This is a genomic window from Cupriavidus sp. 207A1 (assembly GCF_057798955.1).
This window is the reverse complement of sequence record NZ_JBYOJO010000010.1, coordinates 88,534-110,329: the sequence shown is the minus strand read 5'-3', so window position 1 is coordinate 110,329 and position 21,796 is coordinate 88,534. Positions and strand designations below refer to the sequence as shown.

The 21,796-nt window shown below is 68.4% G+C and carries 20 protein-coding genes; 8 read left to right on the top strand and 12 right to left on the bottom strand.

Annotated features, from left to right (window positions below):
* Window positions 1-8 precede the first annotated feature (8 nt).
* The 8 genes from AC3FMM_RS19205 to AC3FMM_RS19170 all read right to left on the bottom strand — a co-directional run bounded on the left by AC3FMM_RS19205 (window position 9) and on the right by AC3FMM_RS19170 (window position 7,934).
* Window positions 9-1,166: an NAD(P)/FAD-dependent oxidoreductase gene (locus AC3FMM_RS19205; protein ID WP_326347479.1), complete on the bottom strand. Its 1,158-nt coding sequence runs from the start codon at window positions 1,164-1,166 to the stop codon at window positions 9-11.
* Window positions 1,156-2,535, bottom strand: coding sequence for an FAD/NAD(P)-dependent oxidoreductase (locus AC3FMM_RS19200; RefSeq protein WP_116314473.1), 1,380 nt, complete (start codon window positions 2,533-2,535; stop codon window positions 1,156-1,158). The genes AC3FMM_RS19205 and AC3FMM_RS19200 overlap by 11 nt, the downstream gene beginning before the upstream one ends.
* Window positions 2,528-2,890: a (2Fe-2S)-binding protein gene (locus AC3FMM_RS19195; RefSeq protein ID WP_488687296.1), complete on the bottom strand. Its 363-nt coding sequence runs from the start codon at window positions 2,888-2,890 to the stop codon at window positions 2,528-2,530. Before AC3FMM_RS19195 ends, AC3FMM_RS19200 begins: the two co-directional genes overlap by 8 nt.
* The gene (locus AC3FMM_RS19190) at window positions 2,880-4,016 is read right to left on the bottom strand and encodes an NAD(P)/FAD-dependent oxidoreductase (RefSeq protein WP_115713193.1); all 1,137 of its coding nucleotides are present in this window, start codon (window positions 4,014-4,016) and stop codon (window positions 2,880-2,882) included. Before AC3FMM_RS19190 ends, AC3FMM_RS19195 begins: the two co-directional genes overlap by 11 nt.
* A 12-nt stretch (window positions 4,017-4,028) precedes the next feature.
* Complete coding sequence (locus AC3FMM_RS19185; RefSeq protein ID WP_115682536.1) at window positions 4,029-4,823, bottom strand: ABC transporter permease; 795 nt, start codon at window positions 4,821-4,823, stop codon at window positions 4,029-4,031.
* A 12-nt stretch (window positions 4,824-4,835) separates the two neighbouring features.
* Window positions 4,836-5,717 (bottom strand): ABC transporter permease, encoded by an 882-nt coding sequence (locus AC3FMM_RS19180; protein ID WP_198036102.1) that lies wholly within the window; start codon window positions 5,715-5,717, stop codon window positions 4,836-4,838.
* A 34-nt stretch (window positions 5,718-5,751) separates the two neighbouring features.
* Window positions 5,752-6,831, bottom strand: coding sequence for an ABC transporter ATP-binding protein (locus AC3FMM_RS19175; protein ID WP_115713195.1), 1,080 nt, complete (start codon window positions 6,829-6,831; stop codon window positions 5,752-5,754).
* A gap of 68 nt (window positions 6,832-6,899) precedes the next feature.
* Window positions 6,900-7,934, bottom strand: coding sequence for an ABC transporter substrate-binding protein (locus tag AC3FMM_RS19170; protein WP_488687295.1), 1,035 nt, complete (start codon window positions 7,932-7,934; stop codon window positions 6,900-6,902).
* A gap of 186 nt (window positions 7,935-8,120) precedes the next feature.
* Here AC3FMM_RS19170 and AC3FMM_RS19165 point away from each other — a divergent pair, with 186 nt between their 5' ends.
* Complete coding sequence (locus AC3FMM_RS19165; RefSeq protein WP_115682532.1) at window positions 8,121-9,029, top strand: LysR substrate-binding domain-containing protein; 909 nt, start codon at window positions 8,121-8,123, stop codon at window positions 9,027-9,029.
* 7 nt (window positions 9,030-9,036) lie between these two features.
* Here AC3FMM_RS19165 and AC3FMM_RS19160 read toward each other — a convergent pair whose 3' ends face one another.
* Window positions 9,037-9,963, bottom strand: coding sequence for a LysR family transcriptional regulator (locus AC3FMM_RS19160; RefSeq protein ID WP_115713198.1), 927 nt, complete (start codon window positions 9,961-9,963; stop codon window positions 9,037-9,039).
* Between the two features lie 464 nt (window positions 9,964-10,427).
* Between AC3FMM_RS19160 and AC3FMM_RS19155 the strand changes: the two genes are divergently transcribed.
* Window positions 10,428-10,814 carry a hypothetical protein gene (locus AC3FMM_RS19155; protein ID WP_488687294.1) on the top strand — a complete coding sequence of 129 codons (387 nt, stop codon included), beginning with the start codon at window positions 10,428-10,430 and terminating at the stop codon, window positions 10,812-10,814.
* A 336-nt stretch (window positions 10,815-11,150) separates the two neighbouring features.
* Complete coding sequence (locus AC3FMM_RS19150; protein WP_116314470.1) at window positions 11,151-12,122, top strand: Bug family tripartite tricarboxylate transporter substrate binding protein; 972 nt, start codon at window positions 11,151-11,153, stop codon at window positions 12,120-12,122.
* Window positions 12,123-12,126: 4 nt separating this feature from the next.
* Here AC3FMM_RS19150 and AC3FMM_RS19145 read toward each other — a convergent pair whose 3' ends face one another.
* Both AC3FMM_RS19145 and AC3FMM_RS19140 read right to left on the bottom strand, forming a co-directional pair.
* The gene (locus AC3FMM_RS19145) at window positions 12,127-12,378 is read right to left on the bottom strand and encodes a hypothetical protein (protein WP_488687293.1); all 252 of its coding nucleotides are present in this window, start codon (window positions 12,376-12,378) and stop codon (window positions 12,127-12,129) included.
* Window positions 12,379-12,411: 33 nt separating this feature from the next.
* Window positions 12,412-13,080 carry a GntR family transcriptional regulator gene (locus AC3FMM_RS19140; protein ID WP_115700743.1) on the bottom strand — a complete coding sequence of 223 codons (669 nt, stop codon included), beginning with the start codon at window positions 13,078-13,080 and terminating at the stop codon, window positions 12,412-12,414.
* A 299-nt stretch (window positions 13,081-13,379) separates the two neighbouring features.
* Between AC3FMM_RS19140 and AC3FMM_RS19135 the strand changes: the two genes are divergently transcribed.
* From AC3FMM_RS19135 to AC3FMM_RS19115, 5 genes are read left to right on the top strand one after another with little or no spacing between them, the layout of a single operon-like run.
* Entirely contained in the window at window positions 13,380-14,627 is a 1,248-nt protein-coding gene (locus AC3FMM_RS19135) for an MFS transporter (RefSeq protein ID WP_115682527.1), read from the top strand.
* 40 nt (window positions 14,628-14,667) lie between these two features.
* Window positions 14,668-15,423 (top strand): LamB/YcsF family protein, encoded by a 756-nt coding sequence (locus tag AC3FMM_RS19130; protein WP_115682526.1) that lies wholly within the window; start codon window positions 14,668-14,670, stop codon window positions 15,421-15,423.
* Window positions 15,424-15,456: 33 nt separating this feature from the next.
* Window positions 15,457-16,269: a putative hydro-lyase gene (locus tag AC3FMM_RS19125; protein ID WP_115713201.1), complete on the top strand. Its 813-nt coding sequence runs from the start codon at window positions 15,457-15,459 to the stop codon at window positions 16,267-16,269.
* Between the two features lie 27 nt (window positions 16,270-16,296).
* Window positions 16,297-17,907, top strand: coding sequence for a 5-oxoprolinase subunit B/C family protein (locus AC3FMM_RS19120; protein WP_488687292.1), 1,611 nt, complete (start codon window positions 16,297-16,299; stop codon window positions 17,905-17,907).
* 5 nt (window positions 17,908-17,912) lie between these two features.
* On the top strand, window positions 17,913-19,643 hold the full coding sequence (locus AC3FMM_RS19115; RefSeq protein WP_488687291.1) for an acetyl/propionyl/methylcrotonyl-CoA carboxylase subunit alpha: 1,731 nt from the start codon (window positions 17,913-17,915) through the stop codon (window positions 19,641-19,643).
* 163 nt (window positions 19,644-19,806) lie between these two features.
* On the opposite strand, the gene AC3FMM_RS19110 is transcribed toward AC3FMM_RS19115, so the two are convergent.
* Window positions 19,807-21,420, bottom strand: a complete 1,614-nt coding sequence (locus AC3FMM_RS19110) for an alkaline phosphatase D family protein (protein WP_488687290.1) — start codon at window positions 21,418-21,420, stop codon at window positions 19,807-19,809.
* Window positions 21,421-21,796: the final 376 nt, after the last annotated feature.

Here is a 21,796-nt window from a genome sequence, read left to right as displayed (position 1 = left end):
GCTGGAAGCTAGTCGCGCAGCGCGCCGGCCGTGGCACTGCGGGGTTTGTCGAAACGGTCGATGGCAAAGGCGTCGATCGGCAGGGTGGAGCGGCCTTCGGTGACGAGGTCGGCGACGATCTGTCCCACTATCGGCCCCAGTTCGAAGCCATGCGCGGAGAAACCGAAGGCATGGACCACGCCCGGTGCCGACCGGCTCGGTCCGATCACCGGTATCTGGTCTGGCAGGAAGGCCTCGACCCCGGCCCACGCGCGATTGATGCCCAGTGGGCCCAGATGCGGGAACAGCGCGGTGACGGTCTGCGCGCTGGTGCCGAGCCCGAGCATGTCGACTTCGCCATGCCGGGCCTGGGCGTCGGCGGCGCAGCGCAGGCCGCCGCCGATCAGCACGGTGCCGTTGTCGAACTGCTTGAACGACAGCGCGCGCCCGGTCGCGCCCAGCACCGGCCTGACGAACGGCGCCACGCGGTGGGTGATCATCAGCATCAGTCCGCCGGCTTCGACCGGCACCGGCTCGCCGAGCTGAGCGGCGAAGGCGCCGGCCCAGGCGCCGGCCGCGTTCACCAGCCGCTGCGCGCGGAACACGCCGCGCGGCGTGTGTACGTGCCAGCGGCCGCGCGCGTATTCCAGGCGTTCGGCGGGAGTGGCTTCATGGATGGCGGCGCCGGCCGCTTCGGCGGCGCGGCGGAATGCGGTGACGGCGCGGTAGGGCAGCGCATGGCCGTCGCGGCTTGCCCAGATCGCGCCGGTGACATGGGGTGCGATCGACGGGACCAGGGCACGTACCGTGTGGGCGTCGACCAGCGTTTCGTGGGTAAAGCCCAGGGCCTCGAGCTGGGCCACGCGCCGGCGCAGCACCTCCAGCTCGGCGTCGGTCTCGGCCACCTTCAGCTGGCCGCTGGGGATGAAGCCGGCGTCGTCGCCGGTCAGGTCCGCCAGCCGGTGCCAGAGCTCGAGCGAAGCCAGTGCCAGCGGAATCTCGGCCATGTGGCGCCCCAGCGTGCGCACGCCGCCGGCGTTGACCCCCGACGCATGCCGGCCGCAATACTCTGCCTCGAGCAGCGTCACGCGCAAGCCCTTGCGCGCGAGGTGCAGCGCGCTCGAGGTGCCCTGCAGCCCGCCGCCGATGACGATCGCGTCGGCATCGGCCCCGCTGTCATCCTTCATTGGCCAGTTCTCCGAGCGTCACCGGCTTGACCGGCGGACGGATGCGGTAGTAGCCGACCTGCTGCGGCGGCACGCCGCGCGCGTCGGCGATGATCTCGGTGACCGTCAATCCGCACTGGCGCCCCTGGCACGGCCCCATGCCGCAGCGGCCGAACGACTTGGCCTGGTTGGGGCCGCTGCAGCCCAGCGCGACGAAGCCGCGGATGGCGCCGGCGGTCACTTCCTCGCAGCGGCAGACCACCACGTCGTCCGCCGGCACGCGGTTGGCCGGCTTGGGGCGGTACAGCGCATCGAGGAAGGGCCGGATGCTCAGGTGCGAGCGCAGCGCGGCGCGCAGCGGCGCGGCCTGGCGGTCGCGTTGCGCGGCGTCGACGCGGCCGACGTTATGGGCCGCGGCCAGGCCGGCCAGCTCGCCTTGCAGTGCCGCGGCAACGGCGCCGCCGATGCCGCGGCCATCGCCGGCAACGAAGATGCCCGGCAGGTCGAGCGCGCCCCAGTCGTCGACCACCGGCTGCCAGCAAAGCTGCGTGTCGTCCCAGCGGTGCGCCGCGCGCAGCGCCCAGCTGAACTGGGTGTTGGGCACCACGCCCTGGTGCAGCAGCACGGCCTGCGTCGCAATGCGGTGCGATTGCCCGCGACTGGTGAAACGCAGCGCCCGCACCGCCTCGTCGCCTTCGACCGACAGGTCCGTGGCCCCCTTGTAGAACGGCACGCCGCTACGCTTGAGGGTGCGCATCAGCGCCAGGCCCTTCTTCAGGTAGCGCCAGCCTGCCAGGGCCCCGCCCAGATGGGCCAGCGCGCGCTGGTAGTCGGCACCGTCGGTGGTGTCGACGATGGCGCGGATCGGCACGCCGGCGCGCACGTATTGCCAGCCGAGCAGGTAGAGCAGCGGGCCGCAACCGGCCAGCACCACCGGCTCGGCCGGCACCACGTCGGCGCTCTTGAGCAGGATCTGCGCGGCGCCGGCGGTCAGCACGCCGGGCAGCGTCCAGCCAGGGATGGGGAAGGGGCGCTCCATGGCCCCGGTGCAGAGAATCACCTGCCGCGCCTGCAGGGTCGCAACGCGGCCCTGGCGCAGGTAATGCACGGCGTGCTCGCGCGTGACCTGCCACACCGCGGCACCGGTGATGTGCTGCGCGCCGCTGGCGGCGAAGCGGTCCGCCAGCGCGCGGCCGGCGGCGTAGTCGGGGCCGAGGATGCGCTGTCGTTCCGGTGGCGCGCTCTCGATGGCGCGGTAGATCTGGCCGCCGCAGGCTTCCTGCTCGTCCAGCAGGGCCACGCGCGCGCCGCTGGCGGCGGCGGCCACCGCGGCCGCCATGCCGGCCGGGCCGGCGCCAATGATGGCGATGTCGACGTCACGCTCAGCCATGGGCCACCTCCGGAGCGTGGCCAGCCGCTACCGGCGCGGGCAAGGGCAGAGTGCGCGCGCCGTCCTGCGTGTGCACGCGCATGCCTTCGCGCACGGTCACCAGGCAGCTTTGCCGGCTGGGCTGCCCGTCGATCTCCATCAGGCATTCGAAGCAGACACCCATCATGCAATACGGCGCGCGCGGCTCGCCGCTGACTGGCGAGTTGCGCATGCGCGTGACGCCGCTGGCCAGCAGCGCCGCGGCAACGCTGCAACCGGCCGGCACACGCAGCGGCGCGCCGTTGAATTCGATGGTGACGGTATCCGTGCCGGCGCCGGAGGTGGCACGCCGCTTGAACAGGCGATCAGTGGGCATGGTGGAAGGTCTGGTTGGAGTTCAGGAAGCGGTCGCCAGTGAATACGTCGACCTCCTGCGGTCGCTCGCCCCCGGCTATCCACGGAGCGACGCGCAGTGCGTGCGCCGCGGCCAGCGTGACGCCGCTGTGGCAGGTGGTGACAAAGGCGCCGGGACAGGTCGGGCTTTCCTGGTAGATCGGATAGCCGTCGGGGCTCATCACGCGCAGCGCGCCCCAGGCGCGCACCAGCTTCAGGCCGGCCAGCGCGGGGAAGCTGCGCACGCCGCGGCGCGCAATGTCGGCGAGCACGCCGGCGGTGGTGCCGTCGTCGAAGCCGACGTCTTCCATCGAGTCGCCGAGCTGGATCGTGCCTTCGTCGGTCTGGCGCACGTAGGTGGTGGGGAAGTCCAGGAAGCGCGTGGCGCGCTCCCCGATCAGGACCTGGCCACGGTTCGGTGCCACCGGCGCGTGCAGGCCGACCTCCGCGGCGAGCCTGCGGTTGCCGAGGCCGGCGGCCAGCACCACGCGCGGCGCGGCAAAGCGGACCTGGCCGCCTTCGCCCGCATGGACCGTAAAGCCGCCCGCTTCAGGCGTGATCGAGTGCGCGCCATGCCGGCCGACAATACGCACGCCACGCCGCTGGCAGGCGGCATGCAGCGCGCGCAGCAGCTTGAGCGGATTGGTGTGCCCGTCCATCGGCGTATAGCTGGCGCCGACCACCTCCGGGCCCACGCCGGGCAGCCGTTGCGCGAGTTCACTGTGGTCGAGCATCTCGAACGGATAGTCGCCGTGCAGCGCATCCTGGATGCTTTGCAGGCGTTGTCGGCGCTCCGCCATGTCCGCCTCGGAAAAGCACAGGTGGAAGCCGCCGGGCTGGCGCAGGCACACGTCGATGCCGGTCTCGTCGCGCAGCGCATCGCGCAACTGCGGCCACAGCCGAGCCGAGCCCAGTGTCCAGCGCGCGTAGGGCGCCATGCCCAGGCCCTTGCCCTGGACCCAGACCAGGCCGAAGTTGCCGCGCGAGGCGCGCAGAGCGTCGTCGCCCTCGTCCAGCACGGTGACGCGCAAGCCTTGTCCGGCGGCGCCGTAAGCGATGGCGGTGCCGACCAGGCCGCCGCCAATCACGATCAGATCGGATGTGGTCATGTCAGTCAAAGTTCAGTTCTTGCCGATCAGCACGCGGTCGAGGCCGACGATGCGGTCCAGCAGCACCATCAGCACCAGCGTGCCGACGATCAGCACCGTGGACACCGAGGCCACCAGCGGATCGATGGTCTGGGCGATCTGGTTGTACATCGCCACCGGCAGCGTGGTGGTGCCCGGCGTGGCGACGAAGACGGTCATGGTCAGTTCATCGAAGCTCTGGATGAACGACAGCATCCAGCCGCCCACCACGCCGGGCAGGATCAGCGGCAGCACCACGCGGCGGAACGCCGTGAAGCGGCTGGCGCCGAGCGAGAGCGCGGCACGCTCGGCATCGCGGTCGAGCCCGGTGGCGGCGGCCAGCACCAGGCGCAGCGCGTAGGGCATGACCACCACCACGTGCGTCAGCGCCAGCCAGAAGAACGACCCGGTCACGCCCAGCGTGGTGAAGAAGCGCAGGAAGGCCACCCCCAGCACCACGTGCGGGATCATCAGCGGCGACAGGAAGAAGGCCATCAGCGCGCCGCGGCCGGGGAAGCGATGGCGGATCAGCGCCAGCGCGGCGGGCACCGCCAGCGCCACCGCGATGGTGGCGCTGACCAGCCCGAGCGTCAGCGACAGCCAGATCGCATCGACGATCTCGTGCGCATCGGCAATGGCGCGGAACCAGCGCAGCGAGAGCCCGTCGGTGGGCATCGAGATATAGCCCTTGCCGGTGAAGGACACCGCGACCACCACCAGCAGCGGCGCCACCATGAAGGCGATAAAGAAGGCGTGGTACAGCAGGGACAGGGGACCGTTCTTGCGCATGGCATCAGCTCCTCAGGCTTCGAAGACCTGGCGGAAGCGGCGCTCCACCAGCCGGTTGCAGCCGACGATGACGATCACGTTGGCAATCAGCAGCAGCACCGCGATAGCGGCGCCGAGCGGCCAGTTCAGCGTGTTCAGGAATTCATCGTAGGCGGCCGTGGCGACCACCTTTAGCCGCCGCCCGCCGAGGATGGCCGGGGTGGCGAAGGCCGAGGCCGACAGCGCGAACACGATGATGCTGCCCGACAGGATGCCCGGCAGGATCTGCGGCAGGATCACGCGGCGGAACACCGTGAAGGGCGAGGCGCCGAAGGCCTGGCCGGCCTGCTCGACCTGCGGGTCCAGCTTCTGCAGCGAGGCCCATACCGAGATCACCATGAACGGCATCATCACGTGCGTCAGCGCGATGATCACGCCGGCCTGCGTAAACACCAGCTTCACCGGCGCATCGACCAGGCCCAGCCACTGCAGGGTCTCGTTGATCAGGCCGTTGTTGCCCATCAGGATGGCCCAGCCGAGCGTACGCACCACCACCGAGATCAGCAGCGGCCCGAGGATCACGATCAGGAAGAGGCCGCGCCACGGACTGCGCATGCGCGACAGGATCAGGGTCTCGGGCACGCCGAACACCACCGCTAGCACCGTTACCGCCAGTGCCATGCCGGCCGTGCGCAGGAAAATCTCGTGGTAATAGCTGTCGCCGAGGATCTCGAGATAATTGGCCGCGGTCATCGCCGGCAGCACGCCGCGGGCGCCGTCGAAGACGTGCAGCGACAGCAGGCCCGTGAGCAGCAGCGGCACCAGCAGCATCGCGCAGAACAGCAGCAGGGCCGGGCCCGACAGCAGCCACGGGGCCGCGCCGGCAAACGGCCTGCGCGGCAGGCGTGGCGCCATCGCGTGCGCGCCAGCAAGGTTGGGCGTGGCGGTATCAGGCATGGCGCGCCTCCGTGGCGGTTTCGCTGGCCAGCACGCGCAGGTCCTGGTCGTGCCACAGCACGCTGACGGCCGCGCCTTCGGCCGGCGGCGTCTCGCCCAGGTTGGGCTGGCTCACGCGCAGCCGGCCCAGCGCGCTGTCGATCTCCAGCATCCAGTGGTTGCCGAGGAACAGCCGCGTGTGAACCGTGCCGGGGATGCCGCCGTCGCCGGACTGGCCCAGCCGGATCTTTTCGGGACGCACGTAGACCTGCACCTCGCGCCCGACCTGGCGGCCCTCATGCGGCACGTACGCCAGCGTGTCGCCCAGGCGCACTTCGCAGCAGCGCGCGTTGCTCTTCTCGACCACGCCGGCGAGGCTGTTGGTCTTGCCCAGGAAACCCGAGGCGAAGGCCGACTGCGGCCGCTCGTAGGCCTCGAACGGCGTGGCCAGCTGGACGATGCGGCCGCCATGCATCACCGCGATGCGGTCGCTCATGGTCATGGCCTCGACCTGGTCGTGCGTGACCAGGATGGTGGTGATGCCGAGCTGGCGCTGGATCGCGCGCAACTCGATATGCATGTCCTCGCGCAGCTTGGCGTCGAGGTTGGACATCGGCTCGTCGAGCAGCAGCACCTCTGGCCGGATCGCCAGCGCGCGGGCAATCGCCACGCGCTGGCGCTGGCCGCCCGACAGCTCTTTCGGATAGCGCTGGCCGAGGCCGCCCAGCCGCACCAGCTCTAGCGCCTCGTCGATCCTGCGGCCGCGCTCGGCGGCGGCCACGCCGCGCATCTCCAGGCCGAAGCCGATATTGGCGGCCACGGTCATGTGCGGAAACAGGGCGTAGCTCTGGAACACCACGCCCATGCCGCGTTTTTCGGGGCGCAGCGCGGTGATGTCGCGCCCGTCGAGCACGATGCGGCCGCGCGTGGGTTCGACAAAGCCGGCGATCATCTGCAGCGTGGTGGTCTTGCCGCAGCCGGACGGGCCGAGCAGCGACAGGAATTCGCCGCGCTCGACCTCGAGGCTCAGGTTTTCAACGGCATGGAAGCTGCCGAAGGCCTTCGCGAGGCCGCTCAGTGTGAGGAAGCTCATGGTTTTGCGGGGGCAGTCGTGGTGGCGATCGTGGGGCAGTGGTGGCGGGGTGCCGCTGGCGCGCCGGCTCAGCGCTCGACCGTGCGGTTCCAGCGGTTGGTCCACTCGGCACGCTTCTCGTTGACCACGGTCCAGTTGGTCGGCAGCAGCGTGTCGATCTGGGCCTTGCCGTACGGCACCTTGGCGGCCACCTTCGGGTCGAGCCTGACCCTGGCATTGACCGGTCCCCAGCCCTGGCTGTCGGCCAGCACGGTTTGCACCTCGGGCGTGAGCAGGTACTGGATAAAGGCCTGCGAGGCCTCGGCCACGTCGCTCTGCACCACCGGGCAGGCGGCGGTCAGCAGCGCGGGGGCGCCTTCCTTCGGATAGACGAATTCCACCGGGAAGCCGGTGTCCTTCAGGCTTTGCGCGCGGCCGCTGCCCCACACCGCCAGCGTGACGTCGCCGTTCTGGAACAGCTCGGTCATCTTGCCCGGCGACGGCTCCCAGGCCAGCACGTTGGGCCCGACCTCGCGCGTCAGCGCGGCGAAGCCCGGCTCGACATTCTGGTCGCCGCCCTTGCGCAGCTTGGCGAACATGATCAGCGTCTGCAGCCCGTAGGTATTGCTGATCGGCGGGATCGCGACCTTCTGGCGGAATTTCCTGTCGGCCAGCACCTCCCACGATTCCGGTTTCGGCAGGCCTGCCTTGCGGAATGCCTCGGTGTTGTAGACCAGGCCCGTCGCCACCACGCCGATGCCGGTGGCCTTGTTGTCGCCCAGCTTCGCCAGCGGGTAGAGGTCCTTGTAGACCGGCGCATCCTTGACGGCATCGCAGAAGCCCAGCTGCAGCGCCTGGTACATCGGGCCGTCGTCGAGCAGCACCACGTCGAGTTCCTGGCGCGCCTTCTGCGCCTGCAGCTTGGCCAGCGTGTCGGTGGAATTGCCGGCGACATAGACCACCTTGACCTTATGCCGGGTCTCGAAGGCGGGGATGATCTTTTCCTTGAACACCTTTTCGGTCGAGCCGCCGTACGAACCGACGTAGAGCGTCGGCTGCTGCGCCAGCGCGGCCGAGGTGCCGCACAACGCGACCACGGCCGCGGCGAGAACTTGCTGTTTCATGCTTTCCTCCCTGTTATGCACCGTCAACTTGCCATCGATCCCCAAAACCATGCAGGGTGGTTATCGTTGCACCGCAACGAAGAACATGCGCAAACATGCGGTGTCGGGATAGATTAGGAGGATGCCCTGCGCGTGAAAAATTCTTTTTTTTGGGCCGTCAATAACATTGTGTTATAGACTCGCGGCATGAAAATCCGCCAGCTCGAGGCCTTCCGGGCCGTCATGCTTTGCCAGACCGTCACGCGCGCCGCCGAGATGCTCCACATCTCGCAGCCGGCGACGACCCGGCTGATCGCCGATCTTGAAGAGGCGCTAGGGTTTTCCCTGTTCGAGCGCATGCGCGGCCGGCTGCACCCCACCGCCGAGGCGCAGGCGCTGTTCGAGGAAGTGCAGCGCTCGCTGGTCGGCATCGACCGCATCGCGCAGACCGCGCTCGATATCCGCGACATGCAGCGCGGCTCGCTGCAGATCGCCGCCGCGCCGGCGCTGGCCCTGTCGTTCCTGCCGCGCGCGATCGCGGCGTTCATGGCCGACCACCAGCAGATCCAGATCACGATGCTGCCGCACTCGTCGCGCACGGTGGTGAACATGGTCACCGAGCAACGCTGCGACGTCGGTTTTGCCATCCTGTCGATGAACCACCCCAGCACGCACGGCGAGCGGCTGCTGTCGACCCGGATGGTGTGCGCCATCCCCGCCGGGCACCGGCTGGCCAGCCAGGAAGTCATCCGCCCGCCGGACCTCGCCGGCGAGCGCTTCGTGTCGCATCCGCGCATGCTCGACTCGCGGCTGCAGATCGATGCGCTCTTTGCCTCTTACGGCATCGAATGCAAGGTGCAGGTGGAAACGCAGGTGTCGTGGAGCATCTGCGCGTTCGTGGAGGAGGGGCTGGGGGTGGCGCTGATCGACCCGATCACGGCGCTGGAGTACAAGGGCGACGGGGTCTGCTTCCGCATGTTCGACCCTTTGCTGACCACCGACTTTTCGGTGCTGTTCTCGGCGCAGCGCGCGCCTTCGATCCTGCTCAAGGCCTTTGTCGCGCACACTCGCGCATTTGCGCTGGCGCGGCTGGATCCCAGGTTCGTGGTGGCCTAGGACATCGTCACGGCTGGGTCCACGCCGCCGCCTGGCGCGCGCCGCCCTTGCCGCCGATCGCTTCGACCAGATAGTCGACGAACGATGCGATCCGCGCGGAGATCGCGGTATTCCGGTAATAGACCGCATGGATGGGCTGGCGCACGTCCTGCGTCTGGCGCGCCAGCACCTGCACCAGCCGGCCCGCCTCGCGATCCTGCGCGGTCATGAAGTCCGACAGGCATACGATCCCCGCGCCCTCCAGCGCCAGCTGCCTGAGCGTCTCGCCGCTCGACGACCACACCGCCGGCTCGATCCGATAGGGCTCTCCGTCCGCACCCAGGATCGGCCACACGTTCAGCGATTCGGGCTGGTTGAAGCCCAGCAGCGCATGCTTGCCGAGATCCTGCGCCTTGCGCGGCTGGCCGTGCGCGTCGAGGTAGGCCGGACTGGCCAGCATGCGCACCCGGCTGTTGCCGATCAGCCGGCTATGCAGCGTGGAATCCTTCAGGCGGCCGATGCGGATGGCCACGTCGGTGCGCCGCTCGAGCAGGTCGATGATGCCCTCGTTGCTGTTCAGCTCCAGCTCTACCTGCGGAAAGCGCTCGCGGTAGCCGCGCACCAGCGGCACGATCACATGCAGCATGAACGGCGACGCGGCGTCGACGCGCAGGCGCCCGGACGGCTTCTCGCGCCGCGCCAGCATCTGTTCTTCCGCGCTTTCGACCGAGTCGATGATGGCGCGCGCATCGTGCAGGAAGGCCTGGCCTTCCTCGGTCAGCTCGAGGCGGCGCGTGGTCCGGCGCAGCAGCGTGGTCTTGAGCTTTTCTTCGAGGCGGGCGAGGGTGCGGCTGGTTGCCGAGACGGTGAGGTCGAGCTGCTGCGCGGCGGCCGTGATCGAGCCGCTGTCCACCACGGTGGCAAAGGCCAGCAGTTCGTCGAGCGTGATTTTCATGAGTGCGCCGGAATCAAGACAGATTGGTTTATAGACGATGCGCCAGCGCGTGGCAATCCTTGATTAAAAATCAAATATTGTTGTCCAGTAAAGGCGTTTATCTCATCAGTTCCGGCAGGCAGAATGGCTGCATCGGTCGGCGCGTCGGGTCGCTCAGTGCCATTGCGGCGCCAGGCCGTCCGGGCTGACCTCGCGGCCGTTGACAGGAAGGCTGGTTCCGCGACCGGATGTACAGTTGCCGCCGTAGTGCTTTAGAGGGATATGCTGCGACCGACATAGCAGGGCAATATCGGCACGGTCCGAATGCGCCCATCCGCATCGAGGAAAGTCCGCCCGCCAGGTCCCACCCGCGGGCGCTTTCTTTTGGGGAGCAGCAAAGCGATATGAAGGCGCGAATCATTTGCGTTTGATCGGCTGGAGCCGTGGCGCGCGATATGGAACCCTCAAGAAAAAGGAGTGAGACAGTGCCTGCCCACCAGTCGCCAGTTCACCGCCTTGCGCCGGCACACCCCAACAGTCCTCCGCTGTCGCTCGCCCCCGGCCTGCGCGCGACGTTTGAAACAGCCATCAACCACGAGCCCACCGAACCGGAAAGGACTGCCCTGGCGCTCTGTGCCCGCTATTGCCGGCTCGCGGACGTGAGCCCGCCGTTCGGCGCCGAAACGCTGGGGTGGCGGGGCAGCGCCTACGTTTATGTCTTTGGCTGGGACAGCGGCGGCAGGCGCCGCCTGTTCGAGGTGTTCCGGAACCAGCAGGGCGCCCTGGAGCCAGTGCTGGCATTCCAGTATCCCGTGCCGCTGCGGAAACTGTTCCGGCACGACCTGGATCCGCTGTACAGCGATCGACGCTGAAATCCCGGGCGCAGGCTATGGCATGCGGGGCGGTCTCTGCCACGTGCCCCGATCTGGATTCTCCTCGCATTTCAAAATCCCGGCGCCTGGCGCCGCGGCCTGATTCCTGACGTCCCACGCCTGATCGAAACGCAAGGCACGCGCCATGGCGGGCTCCCGCGGGGCACCTGTGTTGCCGGCGTCCGCCGCACGGCACTTCACCGTCTGCGTAGTCCGCACATACCCCTAATTGACGGTGAAGTTTATGTGAGTAAAATTTAATTCATAACTATGAATAAAGGTGCCCGCCCCGATGCCGGCACCGCTTCCGACCACCGCCATCCAGGAGACACCCCGATGCAACCCAATCCGCGCCGCCGCCTGATGCTGTGCGCCGCCGTGCTGAGCGCGATGCCCGCGCTGGCCTGGGGCGACAGCTACCCCAGCAAGCCGATCCGCATGGTGGTGCCGTTCGCCCCCGGCGGCGCCACCGACGTGGTGGCGCGGCTGATTTCGCAGAAGCTGGGCGAGGCGCTGAAGCAGTCGGTGGTGGTGGAGAACCGTCCCGGCGCCAACGGCATCATCGGCACCGACGTGGTGGCCCGCGCGGCGCCAGACGGCTATACGCTGCTGCTCAATACCGCCGGCGCGCAGACCCTCAGCCCGGTGCTGTACAAGGCCGGCTATGAGCCGCTGAAAAGCTTTGCGCCGATCTCGCAGATCAGCAATATCGGGTTCGTGATGGTGGTGCACCCCTCGGTGCCGGCCAGGACCGTGCAGGAATTCGTCGCGCTGGCCAAGGCAAAGTCCCGGCCGCTGAGCCTGTCGGCCGGCAGCAGCATGATCGAGCTGATCGGCGCCACCTTCAAGAGCGCCGCGGGCACGCCCGACGTGGTCAGCGTGTCGTACCGCGGCACCGGCCCGCAGATGCAGGCGGTGGTCTCGGGCGAGGTCGACATGACCATCGACCCGTTCAACGGCATGGCAATGATCAAGGCCGGCAAGCTGCGCCCGCTGGCGGTGTTCGCGTCCAAGCGCTCGCCCGCGCTGCCCGATGTCCCGACCATGCAGGAGGCCGGTTTCGACGGCATGGCGTTCAACTCGTGGGCCGGCCTGCTGGCGCCGGCCGGCACGCCCAAGGAGATCGTCACGCGGCTGAACCAGGAGATGAACCGCATCCTGGCGCAGCCCGAGATCCGCCAGCGGCTGGCCGCGATCGACTACGAAGTGGTGGGTGGCACCCCAGAGCAGTTCGCGGCCACCATTGCCGAGGACGCGGCAAGGTGGGCGAAGATCGTCAGGGAAACGAATTACAAGGCGGGTTCCTGAGCCTTCACGACGCCGCCTGGCGCACCAGCCAGTTGCGGAACGCGCGCGCCGCGGCCGGTTCCATCCGGTCACTGTGGTGCATCGCCCCAAAATCCGGGGCACTGACTCTTGCGATCAATGGCGCACCGAATACCAGCTGCGCCTTATGTCTCGCCAGGCGGTAGCAGCCTGACGTAACCGGCCACCTCTTGGGGACGCCGCTGCCGGTCTGGTGCCGGTAGCGGTTTTTGAAGCCGATCCGCTTCTTGCCGGCCATGACTTCCTTGGCTTCGATAATGGTGCGATCGCTTCAGCGCCCCTTGAACACCGGATGCCGAGCGCACACCGACAGCACGATGCGCTCGGACTGCGTCAGGTAGTCGTTCAGCGCGACCGCGCATTCGGCCAGCTTGCCTGCCTCGAACAGCTCCAGGATGTGCTGGTTCATCTCGACGTAAGGGCCGTGCAGGAATTCCGGGTCGTGCAGCATGCCGAACGCCAGGCGCAGTTCCGCGAGCAGGTGGGAGAACATCACGTTCAGGCGCTCGCTGTCGGCCAGCTCCACGATCGCCATGTGGAATTCCATGTTGGCGGTGCCTGCGCCCTGCCAGTCGCCGCTGTCGCGGCAGCGCAGACCGGCCTCCACCGCCTGGCGCAGATGCTTGCGGGCCGGATGGCTGGGGTAGGCCTGGGCGATGGCCTGGCATTCGATCAGCCGGCGCACCCGATATATATCGATGATCGACGCAATGCTCGGAATCGCCACCGACACGCCGCGGTTGGGCTCGTGCTTCAGCAGGCCTTCCTTGGTCAGCACGCGGAATGTCTCGCGCAGCGTATTGCGGGATATCTGCAGGCTTTCGCTCAGCGCCGCTTCCGACAGGCGCTGCCCCGGCTCGAATTCGCCATGCACGATGCGCTGGCGGATCTGTTCTGTGACCCGTTCGGCCAGATTCTTGACGTCAGGTGTTGAGGACATGGTGACTGGATCGGCCACCGGCTCATTCCGGTGCGCACGTGACCGGATGTTAACGCACTTTGTTCAACAATTTGCACGGAATTGGTGCAGGCGATGGCCCATGCGGTGCCTTAGGTGTATACCATGATCGATCAACGCCAAAGATTGTTCAACAATGGTTGCGTGTTGGTTGAGTGATACGTGCCGATAGGTCAACATGGCATGCGAGTTGCTAAACAACGCCGATGAAACGAAGTCGCCGCCAAGTCAGTGCGGCGAGCTTTTTCCCACGCTTTGTCCTTGTCCTAGTGAGCGCAACCATGTGGCTTAAAGAAACTACCGCAGAGGAGCGCAAGACGCTCTTTGCCGCCTTCGTCGGCTATGGCGTCGATGCCTTCGACTACATGATCTACACCTTCATGATCCCCACATTCATTCTCGTGTGGGGCATGACCAAGGCCGAAGCCGGCTATATCGCGACCGGCGCGCTGATCAGCTCGGCCGTCGGCGGCTGGCTGGCCGGCATCCTGGCCGACAAGTACGGCCGCGTGCGGATCCTGCAGCTGACCGTGCTCTGGTTCAGCTTATTCACCTTCCTGAGCGGCTTCACCAATTCTCCCGAGCAGCTGTTCGTCACGCGCATGCTGCAGGGCCTGGGCTTCGGCGGCGAATGGTCGGTCGGCTCGGTGCTGATCGCCGAGATGATCCGCGCCCGCCACCGCGGCAAGGCCGTGGGCCTGGTGCAGAGCAGCTGGGCAGTCGGCTGGGGGCTTTCGGCCGTCGCCTTCTGGGCGGTCTATGCCTTGGTCGAGCAGCAATACGCTTGGCGCGTGCTGTTCTGGATCGGCGTGCTGCCCGCGATCTTCATCCTCTACATCCGCCGCAATATCAGCGAGCCCAAGGTGTATCGCGAAACCCAGGCAAAGCTGGCCCGCACCGGTGAAAGCAACAACTTCATGCTGATCTTCAAGCCCGGCGTGCTGCGCGTTACCGTTCTGGCCAGCTTGCTGGCGACCGGCATGCAGGGTGCCTACTATTCGGTGACCACCTGGCTGCCCACCTACCTGAAGATGGAGCGCAACCTGTCCGTTCTCAACACCAGCGGCTACCTGATGGTGCTGATCGCTGGCTCGTTCGCTGGCTACCTGACCAGCGCCTGGCTGTCCGACCACCTGGGTCGCCGCCGCTGCTTCATGCTGTTCGCCGTGAGCGCGGCCATCCTGGTGGTCTGCTACACGCAGCTGCCCATCACCGACGCGGCGATGCTGTTGCTGGGCTTCCCGTTCGGCTTCTTCCTGTCGGGCATCTTCTCGGGCATGGGGGCTTACCTGACCGAGCTGTATCCCAGCCATATCCGCGGTTCGGGGCAGGGCTTCTGCTACAACTTCGGCCGCGCGGTCGGTTCGATCTGCCCGGCCCTGATCGGGCACCTGAGCGCAAAGATGTCGCTGGGCGTGGCGATCGGCTACATGGCCGCCGGCGCCTACGCACTGGTGGTGGTCGCGTGCCTGATGCTGCCGGAGACCCGTGGCCGCGAACTGCTGGGCGAGGCCGAGGCCGCGCACTGAAGCACCGCAGCACTGAAGTCCTGAAGCACCGGAATCACCTATGCAAATCGATCTGAACAGCGACCTCGGCGAGAGCTTCGGCGCCTGGAGCATGGGCAACGATGCCGCCATGCTGGATATCGTCAGCAGCGCCAATGTGGCCTGCGGCTTCCATGCCGGCGATCCGGCAGGCATCCTGCAGACGCTGAAGGCCGCAGCGGAGCGCGGCGTGTCCGTGGGCGCGCACGTCTCGTATCCCGACCTGCAGGGCTTCGGCCGCCGCAACATGGACGTGGCCAGCGCCGACCTGGTGGCCGACGTGATCTACCAGATCAGCGCGCTGTCGGGCATGGCCGCCACCGTCGGCACCGCGGTGCGCTACGTCAAGCCGCACGGCGCGCTCTACAACACCATTGCCAGCGACGAACGCCAGGCGCGAGACGTGATCGCCGCGATCCGCGCGGTGAACCAGGAGCTGGCGCTGGTAGCGCTGGCCGGCTCGCCGCTGGTGGCCTGGGCGCGCGAGGCCGGCCTGCGTGTCATCGCCGAAGCGTTCGCCGACCGTGCCTACACGCCGCAGGGCACGCTGGTGTCGCGCCGCGAGAAGGGCGCGGTGCTGCACGACGCCGCCGACGTGGCCCAGCGCATGCTGCGCCTGGCGCGCGAGGGCACGGTGCTTGCCATCGACGGCAGCGTCGCGCGCGTGGAAGCGCAATCGATCTGCGTGCATGGCGACAGCGACGGCGCGCTCGAGATGGCGCGCGCCGTGCGCGCCGCGCTGGAGCGCGACGGCATCGCGATCCGCGCGTTTGCGTGAGCCCGCGACCCTGAACACACTGGAGAAATACCCATGCAAGCATCCGCACTGGAACGCGCCCGCATCGCCTCGGTGAACGCCGCCCGCGAAGCGCGCGCAAGCTATCGCGCCGGCACCGTGCAGCCCACCGCCGGCGTCGCGCCAGGCATGACGCAGGCCAACATGATCGCCTTGCCGCGCGACTGGGCCTGGGATTTCCTGCTGTACGCGCAGCGCAATCCCAAGGCCTGTCCCGTGCTCGATGTGATCGAGGCGGGCGCGCACCAGACCCAGCTGGCCGAAGGCGCCGACGTGCGCACCGACATCCCGCTGTACCGCGTCTGGCGCGACGGCAATCTGGCGGAAGAGGTGGCCGACGCCACGCCGCTGTGGGCCGAGCATCCGGACTTGGTCACCTTCCTGATCGGCTGTAGCTTTACCTTCGAGACGCCGCTGCAAGAGGCTGGCATCGAGGTGCGCCATATCGCCGACGGCTCCAACGTGCCGATGTACCGCACCAGCCGCCAGTGCCGTCCGGCCGGCCGCCTGCATGGCGAGCTGGTGGTGTCGATGCGGCCCATCCCAGCGCACCGCGTTGCCGATGCCGTTTCCATCAGCGGGCGTTTCCCCTCGGTGCATGGCGCGCCGGTGCACGTGGGCTACCCGGCCGCGCTGGGCATTGCCGATATCGGCAAGCCCGACTTCGGCGACGCCGTGCGCATCGAGCCGGGCGAGATCCCCGTGTTCTGGGCCTGCGGCGTGACGCCCCAGGCGGCCGTGATGGCGTCCGGCGTGCCGTTCGCCGTGACCCACGCGCCGGGCCATATGTTCATCACCGACGTGCCGGACAGCACGTACCACGTCTGAGACCCCGGGTCTTCTGCGGAGCTAGTCTTGCGTTTCCTGCCCGTCACCTCGAATGCCCTGTTGGTAGAGCTGCCCGATCTCGACCAGACCCTGGCCCTGCTGGCCTCCCTGCAGCGCGATCCGCTGCCTGGCGTGGCCGAGCTGGTGCCCGCCGCGCGCACCATTCTCGTTCACTTCCGCCCGTCGGCGACCAGCGCCGCCGTGCTGGTGCGCGCCATCGCCGTGCGTGACCTGTCGCAGCGCGTCGAGCGCAGCGACGTCCTGGTGGAGATCCCGGTGCGCTATGACGGCGAGGACCTGGCCGAGGTCGCGCAACTGCTCGGCATCACGCCGGAGGAAGTGGTGCGCCGTCATACCGGCAGAGAATACACCGTGGCCTTTACCGGGTTTGCTCCGGGCTTTGCCTACCTCAGCGGCGGCCATCCCAGCTTTGACGTGCCGCGCCGCGGTACGCCGCGCACGCGCATTCCCGCTGGCGCGGTCGGCCTGGCGGGCACCTTCAGCGGCGTGTATCCGCAGGCCAGCCCCGGCGGCTGGCAGATCATCGGCGTGACGCCGGTGCCGATGTGGGACCTGGATCGCGACCAGCCCGCGCTGCTGCAGCCCGGCTATCGCGTGCGCTTTGTCGATATCGCAACGCTCAATGGCGGGGCGCATCCCCCCGGCAGCATTGCCGCGACGCCGGTGCGCCAGCCCGTGCAGTCCCTGCAGTCCGATAGCGCGCCTGCAGCCGCGGCGCTGAAGGTGAAGGGCACCGGCCTGCAGACCCTGTTCCAGGACCTGGGCCGGCACGGCCAGGCGGGACAGGGCGTCTCGGCCTCGGGCGCGATGGACCAGGCGGCGCTCAAGGCGGCCAACCGGCTGGTGGGCAACCGCAGCGATGCCGCGGCGCTCGAGACCATCGGCGCCGGCCTGCAGCTGCAGAGCGTGGGCGAGAGCGTGCTGGCCGTCAGCGGCGCGGATGCGCCGCTGACGGTGTGCACGGCCGATGGCCGTCAATGGGACGTCCCGAACCACCAGCCCGTGGCGCTTGCCGATGGCGACACGCTGTCCGTCGGCCAGCCGCTGGCCGGCGCGCGCTGCTACGTCGCGGCGCGCGGCGGTTTTGCGGTCACGCCGGTGCTGGGCAGCTGTGCCACCGACACGCTGGCCAAGGTCGGCCCGGCGCCGCTGGCGGTTGGGGATGTGATCAACCTGCGGCAGGCTCCGGCCGGTGCCATCGTCGGCGCCCCCGAAACGCCCGCCGAAAACCTGCCCACGGTGGAGCAGGAAGTCGTGCTCGACGTGGTGCTCGGCCCTCGCACCGACTGGTTCACCGCCGAGTCCGTACAACGGCTTGCCGCGCAGCGCTGGCAGGTCACGCCGCAATCCAACCGCGTGGGCCTGCGCCTGGCCGGCGAAGTGGCGCTGGAACGCGCCATCGCGGGCGAATTGCCCAGCGAAGGCACAGCGCTCGGGGCGCTGCAGGTGCCGCCTAGCGGCCAGCCCGTCCTGTTCCTGGCCGACCATCCGCTCACCGGCGGCTATCCCGTGATCGGCTCCGTGGCGCCTTATCACCTCGACCGCGCCGGACAAATTCCCGTCGGTGCCTGGCTGCGCTTCCATCCCGTCGGCGCCTTCGAAGAACTGCAACCGTAACTGCCATGAAGAAAGTCCTGATTGCCAACCGTGGCGAGATCGCCGTTCGCATCATCCGCGCCTGCGCCGACTATGGCGTGGCCTCCGTCGCTGTCTATGCCAATGCCGATATCGACGCGATCCACGCGCGCCTGGCCGACGAAGCCTACGGCCTCGACGGCGACCGCCCGGCCGACACCTACTTGAATATCCCCAAGCTGCTGGAGATCGCGCGCCGCAGCGGCGCCGACGCGGTGCACCCGGGCTATGGCTTCCTGTCGGAAAGCGAAGCCTTCGCCCGCGCGGTGATCGATGCCGGCCTGACCTGGATCGGACCGTCGCCGGAAACCATTGCCCGGCTGGGCGACAAGGTGGAAGCGCGCAAGATCGCGCTGCAGGTGGGCGCGCCGCTGGTGGCCGGCACGTCCGACCCGGTGAGCGATGCCAACGAAGTGCTGGCCTTTGCCGAGCGCCACGGCCTGCCCATCATCATCAAGGCAGCCTTCGGCGGCGGCGGCCGCGGCATGAAGATCGCCTGGCGCATGGATGAGGTCGAAGAGCTGTACGCGTCAGCCGTGCGCGAGGCGGTCACGGCTTTCGGCCGCGGCGAGTGCTTCGTCGAGCAGTTCCTCGACAAGCCGCGCCATATCGAAGCACAGGTGCTGGCCGACCGGCACGGCAACGTGGTGGTGCTCGGCACGCGCGACTGTTCGCTGCAGCGGCGCAACCAGAAGCTGGTGGAAGAGGCCCCGGCGCCGTTCCTGAGCGACGAACAGCGCGCCCGCATCCACGCCGCCGCGCGCGAAATCTGCGCCGCCGCGGGCTACACTAGCGCCGGCACGGTCGAATTCCTGCTCAGCGCCGGTGGTGCGATCTCGTTCCTGGAGGTCAACACCCGCCTGCAGGTCGAGCACCCGGTGACCGAGCAGACCACCGGTGTCGACCTGGTGGTCGAGCAACTGCGCGTGGCCGACGGCCTGCCGCTGTCGATCACCGAAACGCCGGCGCCGCTGGGCCATTCGATCGAGTTCCGCATCAACGCCGAGGACGTCGGCCGTGGCTTCCTGCCGACGCCGGGCCCGGTGCAGTGCTTCGAGGTACCGTCCGGCCCGGGCGTTCGCGTCGATTCCGGCGTGCAGACCGGCTCGGTGGTGCCCGGCACCTTCGACTCGCTGATGGCCAAGCTGATCGTGACCGGCGCCACGCGCGAGCAGGCGCTGGCGCGTGCGCGCCGCGCGCTGCGCGAGTTCCGGATCGAGGGCGTGGCCTCGGTGCTGCCGTTCCATCGCGCCGTGATCGACCATGCCGATTTCCTTGGCGCCGATGGCTTCAAGGTCCATACGCGCTGGATCGAGTCCGACTTCGCCGAGCCGCTGGCCGCCGCCGCCCGCGCCGAGCCTCAGCCGGATGGCAGCCTGCTGCGCACCGCGATCGAGATCGACGGCCGCCGCATGGTGCTTGGCCTGCCGGCGCAGCTGCTGCGGGGCCTGGCCGAAGCGCCGGGGCAGGGCGGTGCGGCCGCACCCGCGCCGGCTGCGACCACCAACGCCGCCGACCTGCCTTCGCCGATCGCCGGCACCGTGCAGGCCTGGAAAGTCAACGCGGGCGACGAGGTCAGGGAAGGCGACCTGATCGCGGTGATGGAAGCGATGAAGATGGAGGTGCAGGTCCACGCCCATCGCAGCGGCAGCGTCACGTGGCAGGCTGAAACGGGCGTGTACCTGGCCGTGGGGGCGCGGCTGGCCAGCGTGGAGTGAGAGCGGACGGCCGCCGGCCTGGTTTGTCGATTCGTTTGCCGATTATTTGGCCGATTTTTGTCCGATCGGGCACGTGCAAGCGGGCGGTGGTCTCTCCCGCAAGCGGGAGAGGTAGCAAACAATCAGCAGGTTCGTGCCACCGTAGTGTGCTGCGGGCGCCGACCTAGCCCGCCCCGGCCCGCTGCACGCCCGGCCGCCTATCCTCTACCACGAACGCCGCCTGCGTGCCGACCGCGCTGTCGGCGCGCGCCACGTCTTCCACGGCGCGCAGCGTGGCGGCCCAGCGCGCAGGCGTGGCCTCGACCACGCTGTAGCCGCGCTGGTCCGGCTGTGCATGCACGATATGCGGGTTGTGGGCCACGATCTTTGCCACACTCCGCTCGCTGCTGCCCGAGGCCGAGGCGATGGAGGTCGTGCAGAACTCGCTGGCGATCACGCGGGATGACGGGTCGCCGAAGTCCGCCAGTACATTGCAAGCGTAGTGCTGGTGGATATCGCCGCCGATGAACACGGTATTGCGCGGCGCCGCCGCGGCGATGCTGTCGAGCAGGCGCTGGCGCGCGGCGGGATACCCATCCCAGGTATCGCTGTGGAAGGCTTCTTCCGGCGGCGCCTTGTAGTTCCGCCGCGAGAAGATGGTTTGCTGCGCGATCGCGCTCCAGCGCGTCTGGTCGTGCTGGTCCTGCGCCAGCCCCTGTGCCAGCCATCGCTCCTGCGCGCTGCCCAGCATGGTGCGGCGTGGATCGTAGAGCGCGCTGCATTCGCCGGGGGACACTGCGCCCTTGCGAGGCCGTCCAGGTTCACGGCAGGGCTGGATATCGCGATACTGGCGGTCGTCCAGCACATGGAAATCGACCAGCCGGCCCCAGCGATGGCGTGCATGGATGCTCAGCGCATCGGGCCTGCCAAGGCCCGCCGTGCCGTGCACCAGCGTGCTGGCGCGGATCGGCATGTTTTCATAGAACGCCTGGTATCCGGCCGTGCGCCTTGCAAGAAATGCGGTGGCAGGCTCGCTGCCCGCGCGTCCCGCATAGTCGTTCTGCACCTCATGGTCATCCCAGGTTACCAGCCAGGGGCACGCAGCATGCATAGCCTGCAGCAGCGGGTCGCTCTTGTACAGCGCGTAGCGGTCGCGAAAGTCCTGCAGGCTGGTCGCGGTGGGCAAGCTGTGCGTGCGCGGCAGGTGCGTCCGCGCGCTGGCCGGCACCGCGCCCTCGTAGATGTAGTCGCCCAGGAACACCACCAGGTCCAGTTCTTCCTGCAGCATCTGCCTGTACGCGGCGTAGTGACCTTGCTCCCAGCGCTGGCAGGAGGCAAAGGCAAAGCGCACGCGCGCCGCCAGCGTGTCTGTCGCCGGCGCGGTGCGGGTGCGGGCCGGGGTGGTGACTGCGTCGCCGTGCATGAAGCGGTAGTAGTACCAGCGGTCGGGGCGCAGCCCGTCGACTTCCACATGCACGGAATGGCCGAGTTCCGGCAGCGCCTGCGCCTGGCCGCGGCGCACGATGCGCCGGAATGCGTCGTCCTCGGCAACCTCCCACCCGACGGTCAGCGGCCCCTGCAGCGGCGTGGTGCCGAGGGCATCGGCCTGCGGCGTGCCGGGGATGGCGCCGGCGAACAGGCGCGTCCACAGCACGAATCCATCGGGCGTCGGCGCGCCGCTGGCCACGCCCAGCTGGAACAGATCGTGCTCGCGCAGCGTGGCGGAGATGGCCCAGCGGGGCAGCTGGGTGGCGAGGGCAGAGGCTGCCGCCAGCGTCAGGAAGGTTCTTCTTTGCATGCCGGTTCCGGGATGTCGGTGGTTGGTGTCGCGCTGTCGATGTGCAGAACTATAGCCAATCCGTTCTACCGGTTCTGGACAGGGGAAGTCGTCCCGGTTCTTGCCGAAGCGCTTCTTCGTGGCGGGCACCTGGATGGCCGAGACCTTGAACAGGCCCGGCAGGGTGAACTCGCCCGCACCCTTCTTGTGGATGGCGCTAACGATGGTGTTCTCCCGGCTCGCGCGCGGTCGACTGCACCAGCAGACGCCGCCCGTGATATCGGCCAGCCCGCTCGCGGGAGCGCGCGGCCGAAGGCAGGCCCAGTGCCAATATCTTTGCTTTGGCCGCAAAGGCATTAGGCAGTGCGAAGGTCTTATCGCCCGCCGCAGCGGCCCA

What these genes read in the sequence shown, in the direction of transcription:
- AC3FMM_RS19205 (WP_326347479.1), bottom strand. Translation starts at nt 1,166, where the DNA reads ATGAAGGATGACAGCGGGGCCGATGCCGACGCGATCGTCATCGGCGGC.
- AC3FMM_RS19200 (WP_116314473.1), bottom strand. Translation starts at nt 2,535, where the DNA reads ATGGCTGAGCGTGACGTCGACATCGCCATCATTGGCGCCGGCCCGGCC.
- AC3FMM_RS19195 (WP_488687296.1), bottom strand. Translation starts at nt 2,890, where the DNA reads ATGCCCACTGATCGCCTGTTCAAGCGGCGTGCCACCTCCGGCGCCGGC.
- AC3FMM_RS19190 (WP_115713193.1), bottom strand. Translation starts at nt 4,016, where the DNA reads ATGACCACATCCGATCTGATCGTGATTGGCGGCGGCCTGGTCGGCACC.
- AC3FMM_RS19185 (WP_115682536.1), bottom strand. Translation starts at nt 4,823, where the DNA reads ATGCGCAAGAACGGTCCCCTGTCCCTGCTGTACCACGCCTTCTTTATC.
- AC3FMM_RS19180 (WP_198036102.1), bottom strand. Translation starts at nt 5,717, where the DNA reads ATGGCGCCACGCCTGCCGCGCAGGCCGTTTGCCGGCGCGGCCCCGTGG.
- AC3FMM_RS19175 (WP_115713195.1), bottom strand. Translation starts at nt 6,831, where the DNA reads ATGAGCTTCCTCACACTGAGCGGCCTCGCGAAGGCCTTCGGCAGCTTC.
- AC3FMM_RS19170 (WP_488687295.1), bottom strand. Translation starts at nt 7,934, where the DNA reads ATGAAACAGCAAGTTCTCGCCGCGGCCGTGGTCGCGTTGTGCGGCACC.
- AC3FMM_RS19165 (WP_115682532.1), top strand. Translation starts at nt 8,121, where the DNA reads ATGAAAATCCGCCAGCTCGAGGCCTTCCGGGCCGTCATGCTTTGCCAG.
- AC3FMM_RS19160 (WP_115713198.1), bottom strand. Translation starts at nt 9,963, where the DNA reads ATGAAAATCACGCTCGACGAACTGCTGGCCTTTGCCACCGTGGTGGAC.
- AC3FMM_RS19150 (WP_116314470.1), top strand. Translation starts at nt 11,151, where the DNA reads ATGCAACCCAATCCGCGCCGCCGCCTGATGCTGTGCGCCGCCGTGCTG.
- AC3FMM_RS19145 (WP_488687293.1), bottom strand. Translation starts at nt 12,378, where the DNA reads ATGGCCGGCAAGAAGCGGATCGGCTTCAAAAACCGCTACCGGCACCAG.
- AC3FMM_RS19140 (WP_115700743.1), bottom strand. Translation starts at nt 13,080, where the DNA reads ATGTCCTCAACACCTGACGTCAAGAATCTGGCCGAACGGGTCACAGAA.
- AC3FMM_RS19135 (WP_115682527.1), top strand. Translation starts at nt 13,380, where the DNA reads ATGTGGCTTAAAGAAACTACCGCAGAGGAGCGCAAGACGCTCTTTGCC.
- AC3FMM_RS19130 (WP_115682526.1), top strand. Translation starts at nt 14,668, where the DNA reads ATGCAAATCGATCTGAACAGCGACCTCGGCGAGAGCTTCGGCGCCTGG.
- AC3FMM_RS19125 (WP_115713201.1), top strand. Translation starts at nt 15,457, where the DNA reads ATGCAAGCATCCGCACTGGAACGCGCCCGCATCGCCTCGGTGAACGCC.
- AC3FMM_RS19115 (WP_488687291.1), top strand. Translation starts at nt 17,913, where the DNA reads ATGAAGAAAGTCCTGATTGCCAACCGTGGCGAGATCGCCGTTCGCATC.
- AC3FMM_RS19110 (WP_488687290.1), bottom strand. Translation starts at nt 21,420, where the DNA reads ATGCAAAGAAGAACCTTCCTGACGCTGGCGGCAGCCTCTGCCCTCGCC.